This window comes from Paraburkholderia sp. UCT70, assembly GCF_050434085.1.
Classification (GTDB): domain Bacteria; phylum Pseudomonadota; class Gammaproteobacteria; order Burkholderiales; family Burkholderiaceae; genus Paraburkholderia; species Paraburkholderia tuberum.
The window spans coordinates 1,089,104-1,103,476 of the sequence record NZ_JBNPVZ010000002.1 but is presented as its reverse complement, the minus strand read 5'-3'; the positions used below and the strand labels follow the sequence as shown (position 1 = coordinate 1,103,476).

Here is a 14,373-nt window from a genome sequence, read left to right as displayed (position 1 = left end):
ACTCCTGAGGTTCAGAGAATCAGCGTTCCTCACGCAACATGCGGCGCAGATGGAACACGATATAGACGAGCATGATCGCGAACAGCACGACCGCAATCGCGGCGGAATAGCCTTCGCGGTAGTACTTGATCGCCTGGTCGTACATGAAATAGGCGAGCACGGTGGAACTGTCGAACGGACCGCCGCCACTCATCACCGCGATCAGATCGAAGCTGCGCAGTGCGCCGATCACGGTCAGCACCACCGCCATGAAGGTGGCGGGCCGCAATTGCGGCAGGATCACGTGCCACAGGAGTCGCAGCCCCTGCGCGCCTTCCATGCGCGCAGCCTCGACCACTTCGGGATTGATACCGGTGAGCCCGGTCAGATACAGAATCATGCAGAACGGCGCCTGCGGCCACAGCGCGGCGAAGATGATGCCGAGCGTGACCGTGTGCGGATCGCCGAGCACCGGGATGCCACGGCCGACGATCAGCCGCAGCAGCCCGAACGTCGGATCGTAGAACCAGCTGAATACGAGACCGACCACGACGCCCGACAGCACGAACGGCGCGAAAAACAGCGACTTCACGACGCGCATGCCGCGCACCTGCTGGTTCAGATACAGCGCGAACAGCAGACCGAGAGGCGGCGCGAGCAGAAACAGCGCGAGCCAGATCAGGTTGTTCTTCAGCGCCGTATAGAACGTATCGGACTGAAACAGCTCGACGTAATTGGCGAGACCGGCGAAGGTCTTCGGCGTCATGCCGTCCCAGTTGTAGAAGCTCAGCGAAATGCTGCTGATGATCGGATAGATCACGCACAGCGCGAACAACGCGCAGCCCGGCAGCAGAAAGAAAAACGCGGCGCGATGCTGATGTCGGCGCGTCGTCGAGACGCGACGGTGCCGCGCCGCGGGCAGGCGGCGCGCTGCGGTATGAGACATGGAACGGCCTCGTCGGAAATCGAAGGCGGAATTGGGACCCGGAAGCCGGCCGCGCTCAGGCGGCCGGCGCGGCCGGACTTACTTCTGGTAGATGCGCTTGCGCGTCGCTTCGAGATGAGCGAGCACGCTGTCGAGTTGCGACGGATCGCTGTAGAACTGCTGCATGGCCTTCATGCCTTCGTCGGCCATTTCCTTCTGCATATCGCGATCGTAGAACTGCGCGATGCCGCCCTTCGTGTTCGCGAGCGTCTGGAAGCCGACCTTCGAGATTGCGTCCTCAGGCGGCGCCGCCTGGCTGTTCGACGGCAACTGTCCCCAGCCCTTCGCGAGTTCGGCGTTGATCTTCGGCGTCTCCATGAACGCGAGCAGCTTGCGCGCGTCGGCCTTGTTCTTCGCCTTCGCCGGAATCAGCAGCACGTTGACGGGGCCGTCCTCGGCCATCGGCACGTTCGCGTCGAGCACCGGGAAGCGGAAGAAGCCGATCTGGTCCTTGATCGACGGCGGGAAGCTCGCCGAGAAGAACGTGCCCATCAGCATCATCGCGGCTTTGCCGTTGTTGAGGATCGGGCCGATCGAATCGACGTCGTACGACAGCGCATTGTCGATAAAGTCGTGATTGTCGAGCAGAGTCTTCCACGTCGTGTAGACCTTCTTCACGCGCGGATCGGTGTACGGAATTTCGCCGGCCATCAGTTTCTGATGGAACTCGTTGCCGTTGATGCGCAGATCGAGATAGTCGAACCAGGCGGCCAGCGTCCAGCTGTCGCGTGCGGCCACCGCGATCGGCGCGACGCCGATCGCCTTCAGCTTCTTGTTGGCTTCGAGCAGTTCGTCCCACGTTTTCGGCTCGCTCCTGATGCCGGCCTTCTCGAACAGATCCTTGCGATAGAAGAAGCCGTACGCGTCATAGCCGAGCGGTGCCGCATACTGCTTGCCCTTGTACGTCGACGCGTCCTTGACCGACGCATACTGCTGCGACCAGCCATTCTTCGCCCAGTCCGAGCTCAGATCTTCGAGCAGACCACGTTGCGCGTAATAGGCCATCCGCTCGCCGTCGTGCCACGAGACGACGTCGGGTGGATCGGTAGCGAGCCAGCCGCCCATCTGCACCTTGTATGCTTCCTCGGTCACGTAGGTGATTTTCAGGTCGATGTCGGGATTGGCTTTCTTGAACTGGTCGAACGCATCCTGCCAGGTCGAGCGCTGATTACCGCGCGCCGATACGTTGACGTTCAGCGTGGCCGCGTCGACCGCGGCGCTGCCGAGCGCGCTGGCCACCACGGCGGCGGCGATCGACACCTGTGCAAAACGGCGAAGGCGAAGAGCAATCATCTGTGTCTCCTTGTCTACCTTGTTGACCGGCCTACGTAGCGTGGCCGGCGATGTAACCCGCTCTATGGCGGAATTCAGCTTGACGAACCGTTGAAGCAGGTCCGCCGTCGACGATCGATCAGGCGGCCGCGCGTTCCGGCTCGAACGTGCTACGCCGCAGCGCGAGTCCCTGTTCGTCGAACAGATGACAGGCAGCGGGCGGAACATGGACGCGGATGCGCTCGCCCGCGCCGAGCGGCGTATCGCCGGGCGCCTTCGCGATCAGCGTGCCTCCCGCGTGGTCCGCGTGGATATAGCTGTGCTCGCCGAGCCGTTCCGATAGCACGGTCGCGCACTGAATGAACTGTTCGTCGCCATCGAGCCGCAGATGCTCGGGGCGCACGCCGAGCGTGACGCGCTGGCCGCGTTGCAGCCGTTTACCGTCGACGTGCGCGACCAGCTTTTCCGCGCCGGCCACGAGCGCCACCGTCACACGCCCCGGTTCGATCGACTCGACGGTCGCATCGACGAAGTTCATACGCGGCGAGCCGATAAAGCCCGCGACGAAGCGCGACTTCGGGTGGTGATACAGCTCGAGTGGCGCACCGCTCTGGGCGATGCTGCCGTAGCGCTCGGCATCCGCGCCCGCATGCAGCAGCACGATGCGATCGGCGAGCGTCATCGCTTCGACCTGATCGTGCGTGACGTACACGACGCTCGCACTCGCGAAGCGCTGATGCAGACGCGCGATCTCGACGCGCGTCTGGCCGCGCAGCGCGGCATCGAGATTCGATAGCGGCTCGTCGAACAGAAACACGCCCGGCTCGCGCACGATCGCGCGGCCGATCGCGACGCGCTGCCGCTGGCCGCCCGACAGTGCTTTCGGATGTCGTTCGAGCAAGCTTTCCAGTTGCAGAATCCGCGCGGCTTCGCGCACCTTGCGCTCGATCACGTCCTTCGGCTGCTTCGCGAGCTTCAATCCGAACGCGATGTTGTCGAACACGGTCATGTGCGGAAACAGCGCGTAGCTTTGGAACACCACCGCGACCTCGCGCTCGGCTGCCGGCACGTCGTTGACGAGGCGGCCGCCGATATGCAGCTCGCCTTCGCTGAGGTCTTCGAGACCGGCGATCATCCGTAGTAAGGTCGACTTGCCGCAGCCCGAGGGGCCGAGAAACACGCAGAATTCATGCTGGGCGATCTCCAGATCCACGCGCCGGATCACCGGCGGATGGTCGCCGTAGGCCTTTTGCACATCGCTCAGGCGAATCGTCGCCATGCTGTCTCCGCCTTGATTTAACCGCTTAAATTTTGGCCGAAATAAAATGCCCTGGCCTTGTGCCGGCGGCATTTAATCGCTTAAATTCGAGTTCGACGGATAAAGTCATGGTGGGTGTCTCCGTTACGTTTTTGAGAAAGTTAGCAATGTCGCAGGCCGTTTGCAACATTTGAATTGACCTCCCTAAATATGGGATAACCCGACATGGTCACGTTGTCCGAAGTCGCGAAACGCGCGCAGGTTACCGCCGCCACGGTCTCCAACGTGCTGCGCAATCGCGAGAAAGTCCGCCCTGAAACGGCTGAGCGCGTGCTGCAGGCGATCGCCGAGCTCGGCTACCGGCCGAACCTCAATGCGCGCGCGCTCGCCGAAGGCCGTTCGTCGACACTCGCGCTCATGCTGTCGAACATCTCGAACCCGTTTTACCCGGAGTTCGTGCTCGCCGCCGAGCGCGCGGCGCGCAAGACCGGCCACTTCCTGATGGTCTGCAATACCGACGACGATGCCGAAATCGGCCGCGCGTATCTGAACCAGATCGCCGGCACGCTCGCCGACGGCGTGCTCGTGATGAACACGGACATCACAATCAACGACCTGTGCGCGTCTGCGACGCATAGCGCGCCGATTCTGCTCGCCATGTGGGAGCACCCCGAGTCGCCGCCCGAGCTACCGTGCATCGCAGTCGACTTCGCGCGTGCCGGCGAGCTGGCCGCGGGGCATCTGCTCGGACTCGGCCATCGCGAGATCGGCTTGCTGATCGGCGACGGCTGCGGCGGTTTGCAGGACGCGCGCTCGAACGGCTTTCGCGCCGCGATGCGCATGGCCGGCATCGAAGCCGATGCGGCCGCCGTGCTGCAGATTCGCGACTCGATCGACGCCGGCTTCGCCGCCTGCATGGAACTGATGGCGAACCGCCCGCAACTGAGTGCGATCTTCGCGACCAACGACCTGCTCGCGATCGGCGCGATCCAGGCGTTGATCACGCTCGGCCGCTCGGTGCCCGACGACGTGTCGGTGATCGGCATCACCGACATTCAGCTCGCGCATCAGGTGCATCCCGCGCTGACCACGGTCGCGATTCAAACCGCGGCCGTCGCGGAGTTGTCGATCAAGAGCCTGATCCGTTTGATCGAGACGCCGGAGCGGCAGCCGTCGATGGTGCTCGGGCCACCGCCCGAGCTCGTGGTGCGCGCCTCGACCGGGCCGCGCAGGAAACGCTGACGCGTTAGTTCACGCGCTCCGTCGCCATCCGCGTGACGATGTCGAACGCCTTCTGCGTCGCGCCGACGTCGGCCTTGCCCTGGCCGTGGATGTCGAACGCGGTGCCGTGCGCGGGCGTCGCGATCGGAATCGGCAAGCCGCCGTGCACGGTCACGCCGCGCCAGAAACCCATCAGCTTCATCGCGATCTGACCTTGATCGTGGTACATCGTGACGACGCCGTCGAAGGCCTTCTGGTCGTGCGCGCGCACGAAGATCGTGTCGGCGGGAAACGGTCCCTGCGCGTCGTAGCCGAGCTCGCGCGCGGCCTCGACGGCCGGCGCGATCACGTCGATCTCCTCGCGGCCGAACGCGCCGTTGTCGCCGTTGTGCGGATTGAAACCGCATACCGCGATACGCGGCTGCGGATGGCCGGCTCGCTTCAGGCCTTCGTGAATCAGCCGCACCGCGCCGACGATGCGCCCCTCCGACAGCTTCGCGCTGACGTCCTTCAACGGCATATGCGAGGTCACGCGCGAAGTCCATAGCTCGTCGAGCACGTTGAACTCGCAGAAGCTGCCCGTGTAGCCGAGCTGCTTCGCGAACCACTCCATCTCGTCGCCGGTTTCCATGCCGGCCAGATGCAGCGAGGTCTTGTTGACCGGCGCGAACAGCATGCCTTGGGTGACGTTGCTTTGCGTCAGCGCGAGCGCGTGCCTGAACGCGGCGAGACTATAGCGGCCGCCGCGCTCGGTCGCCACCGCACGCTCGAAAGCTTGATCGCCAGGCAGACGGAAATCGATCAGCGACGGCACGCCGTCGCGTTGAAACGCGGCATGCGCATCTTCGACCACGTCGTAATCGAAGCGCTGCTGCGCGATCTTCATGCCGGTTTCGAGCTCGCGCCGGTCGCCGATGATCAGCACCTCCGCGCGCGCACGGTTCACCCGCTGCGCGAACAGACGCGCGATCAACTCGGGACCGATACCGGCGGGGTCGCCAAGGAGGACTGCGATGCGTGGCTTCATGTGCTTTCCTAGGATCGGTCCACTCATTCGACGATGTTGAAGTCGGCAAGATACCTGTCGCTCAACTTGATGCCAAGACCCGGCACGTCGTCCGACAGTTGCAAATAGCCATTTTCCGGCTGCGGCTCGCCTTCGAAGATGTAGTAGAACAATTCGTTGCCAACTTCGACATCGAACACCGGGAAGAACTCCGACATCGGGCTCGCGGTGCTCGACATCGTCAGATGATAGTTGTGCATCTGTCCCGCATGCGGAATCACCGGCACCGACCACGCTTCGGCCATCGCGTTGATCTTGCGCGCCGCCGTGATCCCGCCCACGCGATTCGTGTCGTACTGGATCACGTCGATCGCGCGGCGTTCGAGCAGATCCTTGAAGCCATAGCTCGTGAACTCATGCTCGCCACCCGACACCGGCATCAGGTTCATCTTCTTCAACTCCTGATAGCCTTCGACGTCGTCGCCGATCACCGGCTCCTCGATCCAGCGTGGATTGAATTCGGCGAGGCGCGGCAGCATTCTGCGCGCGTATTCGAGCGTCCAGCCCATATAGCATTCGAGCATGATGTCGACTTCGTCGCCGACCAGTTCACGCAACAGACGCACCTGTTCGATGTTCTTCGCCATGCCTTTCGGGCCGTCTTTCGGACCGTAGCCGAAGCGCATCTTCATCGCGGTGAAGCCGCTGTCCAGATAGCTTTCCGCTTCGCCGAGGAAAGCGTCGCGATCATCGTTGTTGTAAAGCTTCGATGCATAGCACCAGATCCTTTCTTTCGTGCGCCCGCCGAGCAGCTTGAACACCGGCTTTTTCACGGCCTTGCCCATGATGTCCCACAGCGCGATATCGATCGCGGAGATCGCCGCCATGCCGATGCCTTTGCGGCCCCACGCGAGCGTGCGGCGATACATCTTCTGCCAGATGTATTCGTTGTCGAACGGGTCTTCGCCGATCGCGATCGGCGCGAGGTATTCGTCGATGATCTGCTTCGCGATGCGCGGTGCGAGCGCGCAATTGCCGATGCCCACGGTGCCGTCGTCGCATTCGACTTCGACGACGAGCCAGCCGTGAAAGCGGAACGACCCCATCGCATCGCCACGCTCGTACAGAATATCGACCGCGTTCGTGCAGAAATGCGCTTGCGGCGGCACGACTTTGCCTTTCCACTCGAAAACACGCGTTCGGATATGCTTGATTTTCATGTTCGACGATTTCCTTCAGAGAGTCAGTGGCCCGGGCGTTCGCCGAGCGGGCCGCTGCGATGAGAGACGGAATGGGAGGCGGCCGGGGCGAAGCGGAACGTCAGCAGCAGCAATGCGCCGATCAGTCCGACCACCGCGAGCGAGAACATACCCGCCTGCGAAGAGCCGATCGCGCGCTCGGCCAGCCCCTTCAGATTCGGCGCGACGAAGCCGCCCAGATTGCCGATCGAATTGATCAACGCGATGCCGCCCGCGGCCGCGGCGCCGCCCAGGTAACCGGTGGGCAGCGTCCAGAACAATGGCTGCACGCAGACGAAACCGATGGCGGCGAAACAGAAGGCGGCAATTGCAAGCGTGACCGACGACGTCATCGCCGACGCGGCAATGCCGAACGCCGCGAGCGCGAGCATCGCCGCGGCCCAGGTACGGTGATGACCGTGGCGGTCGGCGTAGCGCGTCACCCAGAACGTGCCGATGATCGCGGCGATCCACGGAATCGCTGTCAGCATTCCGACCTCGACGCCGACATGGCCGCCGCTCGCGAGCCCGGCGATGCGGGTTGGCAGATAGAACACGACGCCATACACGCTCATCTGCACCGCGAAGTAGATCAGGCCGCAGAACAGTACGCGCGAATCGCGCAGCGCCGCGAGCACCGAAGCCGGACCATGCGCGAGCTTCTGGCGGTCTTCCTGGCGCAACGCGTGATCGAGCGCGTCACGCTCTTCGGCATCGAGCCAGTGCGCCTGCACGGGCCGGTCGGTCAGATAGAAGTAAGCGACGACGCCCACTACCGACGCCGCGATCCCTTCGACGACAAACAGCCATTGCCACGGATGCATGCCGAACGGATTGCCCGCATCGAGCAGCAGACCCGAGATCGGGCTGCCGAGCAGGAGCGCGAGCGGGAAGCCGAAATAGAACATGCCCATCGTCTGCGAGCGCGTTTTGGCGGGAAACCAGTTCGACAGGAACAGGATGATGCCGGGAAAGAAACCGGCTTCGGCGATGCCGAGCAGCGTGCGCAGCACATAGAAGCTCGTGGCGCTGTCGACGAAGGCGGTGCACGCGGACACGATGCCCCACGTGACCATGATGCGGCTCATCCAGACGCGCGCGCCGAAGCGGTACATCAGCAGGTTGCTCGGTACTTCGAACACCGCATAGCCGATGAAGAAAATGCCGGCGCCGAACGCGAACGCCGCGTCGCTCAAACCCGTGTCGGCCTGCAGCACGTTCTTCGCGAAGCCGACGTTCGCGCGGTCGATGAACGCCAGTACGTACATCAGGATCAGAAAAGGCAGCAGCCTCTTGCGCGCTTTGGTAATCGCGCTGTCGAGCGCGGGGCTCGCGGTCATCGTCATGCGTCGTCTCCGGTTTTGTCTTGTCAACGCGAACGGCGTTGCGATTGCCGTCCTGCGATAACCGCTAGTGTGCGAAACTATCCGATAACTGACTACTGAATAATTCGAATCGGCCGATTCGCTAAAGTTATCGCTCATGATCCCGCCCGCCTCCACCATTCGCAAACGCTTGCGCCTGCGTCATCTGCAACTGATGGTCGCGCTGTCGGAAACGGAATCGCTGCGGCGTGCCGCCGACGATCTCGCAATGACCCAGCCCGCCGCGACCAAGGCCTTGCAGGAACTCGAAGACACGCTGGGCGTATCGCTGTTCGTGCGCCATGCGCGCGGCATGGAGCCGACGATCTTCGGTGAGGCCGTGATGCGCTATGCGCGCGTCGTGTTCCAGGATCTCGACGAGCTGCGCGAGGAGTTGGCCGGCATCGAGGCCGGCGACATCGGCAAGGTGCGCATCGGCGCGGTGATGGCGCCGTCGCCCGAATTGCTGACAAACACGATCGTCAAGCTGAAGGAAGCGCACCCGCGCCTGCAGATGGCGGTCACGATCGACACCAGCGACGTGCTCGTGCAGTCGCTGCAACAGGATCAGCTCGATATCGTGATTGGCCGGATTCCCGATGGCTTTCCAGCGCTCGATCTGAGCTTCGAGACGTTGGCGGAAGAGGCGTTGTCGATCGTCGTGCGGCCCGATCATCCGGCCGTGAAAACAGGCAAACAAACGGGCACGCGGCCGAAGCTCGCGGACCTCGCGCGCTATCCGTGGATCGTCCAGCCGCATCCGAGCCCGATGCGCCAGGTCATCGATCAAACGTTTCGCGAGTCGCGCGTTGCACCGCCGGTCAGCACGGTCGAGACGTCGTCGATTCTGACCACGCTGTCGTTGCTGCGCGATTCGGACATGCTCGCCGTGCTGCCGAGTTCGGTCGCGCAGTACTACGTCGCGCTCGATGCGATCGCCGCCATCGCGACGCCGCTACGCGGCCGGCTCGCACCGTATGGGTTGATTCTGCGCAGAAACCGGCGCATCACGCCAGCGATGCAACTGGTCATCGATTCGATTCGCGCGGCGTGAGGTTTTCTGCGAAGCGCAATTCGCCGCCCGCATTGATGTCCGCGAGATCCGGGTGAGCGCGAGCCGCGTCGAGCGGAATATCCGGCCGCATGAAGAAGGTCGCGACGATGCCGAGCGCGAGCAGTCCGAGCGAGCCCGCGAACGGCAGCGTCCAGCTACCCGTGCGGTCCACGATCAGGCCGAACACGATCGGCGTGAAAATCCCCGCAACCGCCGAGCCCGCATTCACGAGCCCGCTCGCGACACCGACGTGCCGCGGGCTGATGTCCATCGGCACGGCCCAGATCGGCCCGATCGTCATTTCGAGGAAGAAGAACGACAGGCTCATGCACGCTGCCATGACCGGCAGCGACTTCACGACCATCACCGGCGCGAGGAACACCAAAGCGCCGAGAAACGCGCAGATGATCACGTTGCGGCGCGCCGCGACGACGTTGCGCGTTCGCTTCAACACGCGGTCGCTGAGCACGCCGCCCGCGGTATTGCCGACCACGCCGGACAGAAACACGCCCGCGGAGAACATCGCCGAGCTTTTCAGATCGAGGCCGCGACCGTGCATGAAGAACGTGGGCAGCCAGGTGAAGAACAGCCAGCCGGTCCAGCCATAGCAGAAGTAGACGAGCATCGTTGGTGCGATGCGTTTGAGCAGACGCCGCCACGGCGTGGGCTCGCGCGTCGCTTCGACCGCGGATTGACGGACCGGCGGCAATTGCGTTTCCTGCTCCGCGGTCATATGGCGATGCTTGCGCGGGTCGTCGGTGAAATACCATGCGTAGATCACGACCCACACGAAGGTCAGCGCGCCGACCGCGAGAAACGACACACGCCACGACGAATACGCGACCAGCAGCGCGATCAGCGGCGGCGTAATCGCATTGCCGAGCCGCGAGAACGAATGCGTGAGGCCTTGCACGAAGCCGCGCCGGTTCGACGGGAACCAGTTGGTCAGCGCCCGCGCCTGCGCGGGCAGCGCCGCGCCTTCGCCGATGCCGAGCAGCAGCCGCGCGCCGAACAGCGACGCGAGTCCGCCCGCGAGACCGGTCGCGACCGTCGCGACGATCCAGATGCTTGCGCAGGTCACGAGCGTGAGCTTCGCGCCGAAGCGGTCGCTGACCCAGCCGCCGATCACCTGGCACAGCGCGTACGTGTATGCGAACGCGGCGAACACGAGGCCGACGTTGGTATTGCTCAGATGCAGATCGTCGCGGATCAGCCCGGCCGCTGCCGACAGGTTGACGCGATCGAGATACAAGATGAACGACATCGCGCACATGAGTGCGAGAACCGCCCGGCTGACCTTGGGTCGCAGCATCGTCTCCTCCGGATTGTCGCGTGAGCCCGCGCCGATGCTCCGACGGTAGCGTCCGCTATGGCTTGTTTTGTGCGCACATTATCAGAAGACGGGTGATAGTTGACTAATGAATTGTTTGGATACAGCGATCACTGGGGGTTATCGCTTTCATCCTTCGCCCATAGCCGAGCGTTGACTGTCAGGTATAGATTTGGGGCTCCATGCGACCGACCCGCAGTACGGCGCAAAACTGATCAGCATCATTCGCTCACGCCATCTCGATCAATATGACGTCCGGTAGAACAGACAAAACCATGAGGACACGATTGGTGACCTTCGCTCCGCTTCTTGCCAGCGTGCACGCAATAGCATCGGGGCAGACGACCGCCACAGCGGATCAGGCAGCGGACCGGGCAGCGAAAGTTACCCAGAGCCAACATCTATCCTCCAACCGCACCCAATGCCTGATGTTCGACGTATCCGATGAGAAGCGCTGTTTCATCGTCGGGGTTCATGAGAAACACACCCCCGAATGCGGTGGCGATCCGGCTACCGCCCCGGTACTCTTCTTCCTGAAGATACGCAAGCGAGATGGCTACGTCGTCACCAATCAACGTGACGGGGATCATTTCGCGCCGCTCCCGCCGAAACAATGATCCCGGACCCGCCACCACCACGGCGGGTTCCGCCTCTGTTGCCTCGCACCCCGCACTGGTTGTGCTCGCTCTTGCCCAGCATGAACCTCGGGGCTCTACAGTGCTTCGTCATTCTCGCGGAGGTACTCAACTTCAGCCGCGCCGCGAAGCGGCTGCATACCGCGCAGCCCGCGCTGAGCCAGCAGATCCGCTCGCTCGACGAACTGCTCGGCACGCGGCGGCGTCGACCGCACGCGGCGGATCGACTCAATCACAACTTAACGCACATTGGATGTAAGCGCTATTGACCCGTACAACACTTGTTAGGACAATCGGGCTCAAACGATATTTCAACACGCCGGCCGTTTTCGACTTCGTTCTTCCAATACACGCGCGAACTGGTCTTTACCGTTCCACGCAAGAAGCCAAATTGATCCAGCACCGCTTTACCCGCTATCAGGCGAGCTTGGGCCAATTGGGTTGCGTTCTGTTCGCGTTCCTCAGCATGCCCACTTACTAGCGTTGTTTCCTTGGTTTTGTGATTCGCATATGTAATCTTTTGATCGACTACCCAGTTAGCAAGCCTTAAAACCTCATCAGCGGGGATAACGGCACTATTCGGTGGAAAGTAGATATCGAAATTCTCGCCAGGCATACACGCAAAAACATGTCCCGATATCAGGGCCGAAATGATGACGTAAAGTTTACGCATTGTAGACAACGTATCCGGCGATGCTGTCAGCGTTATCGATTGCCTGTTCGGGATTCGTTCCTCCCCACGAAAGGCACTCGTTCATGAAGTACTTCCAATTTTTGGTTCCCATAGTGTCTTGAAAGTGACTCGCCTCATGAATGAGCGTAGAAACAATTGAATCCTTGTCCCAAGAGAAGTCACGCATTGAACAAAAATCCAGGTGTATAGCGATCGTGTGTTTTGGTGTCTGGCGCGCATACTTCAGCGACCACGCCAGATCTTACGGGGTTTGGTACGCATCCCACGTATCTCGACGTATCAGGTTCCCATCGGACGAAATTGTCACCGGATAACCCTCGCAACACGCGAACAATTGATGTTAAACCATTCGCAAGCCGGTTTCTTGCTGACTCGTCGCAATAGCCAAACCATGCTCGCACGCGGTCCTGATCTGATGCTGACCAGCGTGCCAAATCCTCCAGGCGAGTCCCAACGTAACCAACAGCACGATCCCGGCACTTCAGAACCATGTCGCGAAAAACTTTGTTTAACATTTTCGGGCAAATCTTGTCTGTATTGATTGTTACATGGACCATTGAACCGGGGTTTGTATTCGTAATAGCACCAGTGTGTACCTCGAACCATTCTTCATTTTCGTCGGTCTTGAACCCGTATTTATTCCGATCATCAAAATCATTCATCCCTGATTGCCTCTGCAATATAAAACCTCAAGCTCGATTCAAAAATAGTCGCGATACGCTCGGTTTTCCCTTGCGCATTCGTAGTTCCCGTTTTCACTCGCTCACCGTCAAGAATGATCCGGTAACGCACATTAGCGAGCGGTTTGCCGTCGCGATCTTTGAGCGCGTATTGCTCGTCGTGAGTGAAACGCTTCGACGCTGGCTCTAGCGCTGCCTTGCGTCCGCGGCAATCGCACGCCCATGCGTAACCGAGGGCTTCGGCCATATCGTAGCCGTTTGAATACGACCGAAGCCTATCCATCGGAAACCATTCGCCGGTTTCGACGTTCAGAGCCATTGCGGACGGCATTGGCGGGAAGTTTGAATATATTGGATATGTCACGCGGCGAAGCTGGCATTCTTCCTTGCCCCCGGCGTCTTCCTGTTTCTGTTGCTCCATTTGACCTCTGCTGGTTCTCCAGAACATACCCGACGAATTAACCATCTAAAACGAATCACAGTCAATGACTTTAATCTGAGATAAAACCGTTTTTACAGATATTCACGATCGTTGCGGGTATCTGATTTTCAGGTCCATCTTTCCGGTATCGCCGCTCAACAAGAAAAGACGGCATTGAGCCGCCTTCTCCGTCAGTGATCGACGCCGGTCAGTGCCAGCGAGAACCGCTGCCGCGCCCGCCGGTGTCAGTCGTCGGTGGGAAAGCCTCTCGGCCCGCTCTGCGCGCCATTGCGCCGACCGATGTCGACGCGGTCATCGAAGGCGCGCGGCGTCAGCGGGTCAAGAAAGCGGCGGTGCTCGCGTCGATTGCCAGCAGCACGTTCGAGCGCGGCTGGGTCAACGTGCAGCGCGACCCGGATGATGAACAGCTTATGAGCGCCTTGCCACCAGCCACATGGCGCACTACCTGAACGCTGCAAGCCTTCTCGATCTCGCGCGCGCGGCGCAGCGGCGCCCGGTGCGACAACGCGCCGCCGCGCCTTGCGAATGCACGGGCACTCCCCTCGACGGCTGGCAATCGCAACCGCTGTCGCTCGACGAAACGCTTTCGAGAAGACCGGCACACTGGTGCCGGGGGATGATCCCGAGCCGACCTTCAGCGAATATCTGTCCGATAAAACGAGCTACTGGTCGGCCGATGCGCCGGTCGCGCCGCGCTATTTCCCGTACAACCGCTGCGGCGTATGGCAGTGCTCGACCTGCGGGCGACTGTACATGCGCTATGTCGAAGCCGGCCGTATTTTGTCGATCGCAGGATTCGCGCGGTAAATGCTGATCTGATCGAGGACGTGCCACTGCCCGCATAACGCGGTTTGCCATAGCCGCGCTTCACGCATCGTCCTTCCCCGTGGGCGCGACGCTCAGCAGTTCTCTAACGCGTCGCGCGAGATTCGACAATGCGCCGCCGGACCGCGCGACGGCCTGCTGTCTGTGTGGCATACGTTGCAGATCGTGCCAGTCGTCATCGAGCGCTCTTGCGTGAGCGTCCGCGCCATATGGCCATTCGACCACCACCGCGCGCAAGCGGGCGGCGCGCGAGCTTCTGTCGGCGCGATCGATATACGCATTGATCTGCGACGCCTCGTACCGCGCCGATTCCTCCGAATCCACGGCAATGAAGTCGTTCAGTCCTTCGATATGGACGCACCATAACTGTTCGCTCACGTCGCGTCTCCT

Annotated in this window: 16 protein-coding genes and 2 pseudogenes; 6 read left to right on the top strand and 12 right to left on the bottom strand. The window is 61.6% G+C overall.

Annotated elements, in window-relative coordinates; genetic code table 11:
- Positions 1-19: 19 nt before the first annotated feature.
- From OKW41_RS07360 to OKW41_RS07350, 3 genes are all read right to left on the bottom strand, one after another.
- On the bottom strand, positions 20-925 hold the full coding sequence (locus OKW41_RS07360; RefSeq protein WP_429572045.1) for a carbohydrate ABC transporter permease: 906 nt from the start codon (positions 923-925) through the stop codon (positions 20-22).
- A gap of 78 nt (positions 926-1,003) precedes the next feature.
- On the bottom strand, positions 1,004-2,257 hold the full coding sequence (locus OKW41_RS07355; RefSeq protein WP_429572044.1) for an ABC transporter substrate-binding protein: 1,254 nt from the start codon (positions 2,255-2,257) through the stop codon (positions 1,004-1,006).
- A 118-nt stretch (positions 2,258-2,375) separates the two neighbouring features.
- Positions 2,376-3,515 carry an ABC transporter ATP-binding protein gene (locus tag OKW41_RS07350; protein WP_429572043.1) on the bottom strand — a complete coding sequence of 380 codons (1,140 nt, stop codon included), beginning with the start codon at positions 3,513-3,515 and terminating at the stop codon, positions 2,376-2,378.
- Between the two features lie 204 nt (positions 3,516-3,719).
- Here OKW41_RS07350 and OKW41_RS07345 point away from each other — a divergent pair, with 204 nt between their 5' ends.
- Entirely contained in the window at positions 3,720-4,736 is a 1,017-nt protein-coding gene (locus OKW41_RS07345; RefSeq protein WP_429572042.1) for a LacI family DNA-binding transcriptional regulator, read from the top strand.
- A 4-nt stretch (positions 4,737-4,740) separates the two neighbouring features.
- On the opposite strand, the gene OKW41_RS07340 is transcribed toward OKW41_RS07345, so the two are convergent.
- Genes OKW41_RS07340 through OKW41_RS07330 form a run of 3 tightly spaced genes read right to left on the bottom strand, consistent with a single transcriptional unit; the run spans position 4,741 to position 8,305 of the window.
- Positions 4,741-5,742, bottom strand: a complete 1,002-nt coding sequence (locus OKW41_RS07340) for a 4-hydroxythreonine-4-phosphate dehydrogenase PdxA (RefSeq protein ID WP_429572041.1) — start codon at positions 5,740-5,742, stop codon at positions 4,741-4,743.
- 23 nt (positions 5,743-5,765) lie between these two features.
- Entirely contained in the window at positions 5,766-6,941 is a 1,176-nt protein-coding gene (locus OKW41_RS07335) for an L-rhamnonate dehydratase (RefSeq protein ID WP_429572040.1), read from the bottom strand.
- Positions 6,942-6,964: 23 nt separating this feature from the next.
- Positions 6,965-8,305, bottom strand: a complete 1,341-nt coding sequence (locus tag OKW41_RS07330; RefSeq protein ID WP_429572039.1) for an MFS transporter — start codon at positions 8,303-8,305, stop codon at positions 6,965-6,967.
- Between the two features lie 136 nt (positions 8,306-8,441).
- On the opposite strand from OKW41_RS07330, the gene OKW41_RS07325 reads away from it, so the two are divergent.
- Positions 8,442-9,377 carry a LysR family transcriptional regulator gene (locus tag OKW41_RS07325; RefSeq protein WP_429572038.1) on the top strand — a complete coding sequence of 312 codons (936 nt, stop codon included), beginning with the start codon at positions 8,442-8,444 and terminating at the stop codon, positions 9,375-9,377.
- On the opposite strand, the gene OKW41_RS07320 is transcribed toward OKW41_RS07325, so the two are convergent.
- A complete protein-coding gene (locus OKW41_RS07320; protein WP_429445840.1) occupies positions 9,352-10,689 on the bottom strand; it encodes an MFS transporter in 1,338 nt (445 codons plus the stop codon). The genes OKW41_RS07325 and OKW41_RS07320 overlap by 26 nt on opposite strands.
- Positions 10,690-10,997: 308 nt before the next feature.
- On the opposite strand from OKW41_RS07320, the gene OKW41_RS07315 reads away from it, so the two are divergent.
- The gene (locus OKW41_RS07315) at positions 10,998-11,324 is read left to right on the top strand and encodes a hypothetical protein (RefSeq protein ID WP_429572037.1); all 327 of its coding nucleotides are present in this window, start codon (positions 10,998-11,000) and stop codon (positions 11,322-11,324) included.
- Between the two features lie 80 nt (positions 11,325-11,404).
- Positions 11,405-11,584 (top strand): annotated as a pseudogene (locus OKW41_RS07310) (LysR family transcriptional regulator); the annotation flags it as partial.
- 20 nt (positions 11,585-11,604) lie between these two features.
- Here OKW41_RS07310 and OKW41_RS07305 read toward each other — a convergent pair.
- The 4 genes from OKW41_RS07305 to OKW41_RS07290 are packed head-to-tail and all read right to left on the bottom strand — an operon-like array spanning position 11,605 to position 13,137.
- Entirely contained in the window at positions 11,605-12,015 is a 411-nt protein-coding gene (locus OKW41_RS07305; protein WP_429572036.1) for a hypothetical protein, read from the bottom strand.
- Positions 12,008-12,202: a M35 family metallo-endopeptidase gene (locus OKW41_RS07300; protein WP_429572035.1), complete on the bottom strand. Its 195-nt coding sequence runs from the start codon at positions 12,200-12,202 to the stop codon at positions 12,008-12,010. The genes OKW41_RS07305 and OKW41_RS07300 overlap by 8 nt, the downstream gene beginning before the upstream one ends.
- Positions 12,195-12,698 carry a hypothetical protein gene (locus OKW41_RS07295; protein WP_429572034.1) on the bottom strand — a complete coding sequence of 168 codons (504 nt, stop codon included), beginning with the start codon at positions 12,696-12,698 and terminating at the stop codon, positions 12,195-12,197. Before OKW41_RS07295 ends, OKW41_RS07300 begins: the two co-directional genes overlap by 8 nt.
- Positions 12,691-13,137 carry a hypothetical protein gene (locus OKW41_RS07290; RefSeq protein ID WP_429572033.1) on the bottom strand — a complete coding sequence of 149 codons (447 nt, stop codon included), beginning with the start codon at positions 13,135-13,137 and terminating at the stop codon, positions 12,691-12,693. The genes OKW41_RS07295 and OKW41_RS07290 overlap by 8 nt, the downstream gene beginning before the upstream one ends.
- A 194-nt stretch (positions 13,138-13,331) precedes the next feature.
- Here OKW41_RS07290 and OKW41_RS07285 point away from each other — a divergent pair, with 194 nt between their 5' ends.
- Together OKW41_RS07285 and OKW41_RS07280 are read left to right on the top strand one after the other, a co-directional pair.
- The gene (locus tag OKW41_RS07285) at positions 13,332-13,607 is read left to right on the top strand and encodes a hypothetical protein (RefSeq protein WP_429572032.1); all 276 of its coding nucleotides are present in this window, start codon (positions 13,332-13,334) and stop codon (positions 13,605-13,607) included.
- Positions 13,592-14,003 (top strand): annotated as a pseudogene (locus OKW41_RS07280) (hypothetical protein). The gene OKW41_RS07285 and the pseudogene OKW41_RS07280 overlap by 16 nt, the downstream one beginning before the upstream one ends.
- Before the next feature lie 22 nt (positions 14,004-14,025).
- Here the strand turns inward: OKW41_RS07280 and OKW41_RS07275 are convergent.
- Entirely contained in the window at positions 14,026-14,361 is a 336-nt protein-coding gene (locus OKW41_RS07275) for a hypothetical protein (protein ID WP_429445829.1), read from the bottom strand.
- Positions 14,362-14,373 lie beyond the last annotated feature (12 nt).

Excerpts from the sequence above, each read along its gene's own strand:
- OKW41_RS07360 (WP_429572045.1), bottom strand. The coding sequence starts at position 925 with ATGTCTCATACCGCAGCGCGCCGCCTGCCCGCGGCGCGGCACCGTCGC.
- OKW41_RS07355 (WP_429572044.1), bottom strand. The coding sequence starts at position 2,257 with ATGATTGCTCTTCGCCTTCGCCGTTTTGCACAGGTGTCGATCGCCGCC.
- OKW41_RS07350 (WP_429572043.1), bottom strand. The coding sequence starts at position 3,515 with ATGGCGACGATTCGCCTGAGCGATGTGCAAAAGGCCTACGGCGACCAT.
- OKW41_RS07345 (WP_429572042.1), top strand. The coding sequence starts at position 3,720 with ATGGTCACGTTGTCCGAAGTCGCGAAACGCGCGCAGGTTACCGCCGCC.
- OKW41_RS07340 (WP_429572041.1), bottom strand. The coding sequence starts at position 5,742 with ATGAAGCCACGCATCGCAGTCCTCCTTGGCGACCCCGCCGGTATCGGT.
- OKW41_RS07335 (WP_429572040.1), bottom strand. The coding sequence starts at position 6,941 with ATGAAAATCAAGCATATCCGAACGCGTGTTTTCGAGTGGAAAGGCAAA.
- OKW41_RS07330 (WP_429572039.1), bottom strand. The coding sequence starts at position 8,305 with ATGACGATGACCGCGAGCCCCGCGCTCGACAGCGCGATTACCAAAGCG.
- OKW41_RS07325 (WP_429572038.1), top strand. The coding sequence starts at position 8,442 with ATGATCCCGCCCGCCTCCACCATTCGCAAACGCTTGCGCCTGCGTCAT.
- OKW41_RS07320 (WP_429445840.1), bottom strand. The coding sequence starts at position 10,689 with ATGCTGCGACCCAAGGTCAGCCGGGCGGTTCTCGCACTCATGTGCGCG.
- OKW41_RS07305 (WP_429572036.1), bottom strand. The coding sequence starts at position 12,015 with ATGCGTAAACTTTACGTCATCATTTCGGCCCTGATATCGGGACATGTT.
- OKW41_RS07300 (WP_429572035.1), bottom strand. The coding sequence starts at position 12,202 with ATGCGTGACTTCTCTTGGGACAAGGATTCAATTGTTTCTACGCTCATT.
- OKW41_RS07295 (WP_429572034.1), bottom strand. The coding sequence starts at position 12,698 with ATGAATGATTTTGATGATCGGAATAAATACGGGTTCAAGACCGACGAA.
- OKW41_RS07290 (WP_429572033.1), bottom strand. The coding sequence starts at position 13,137 with ATGGAGCAACAGAAACAGGAAGACGCCGGGGGCAAGGAAGAATGCCAG.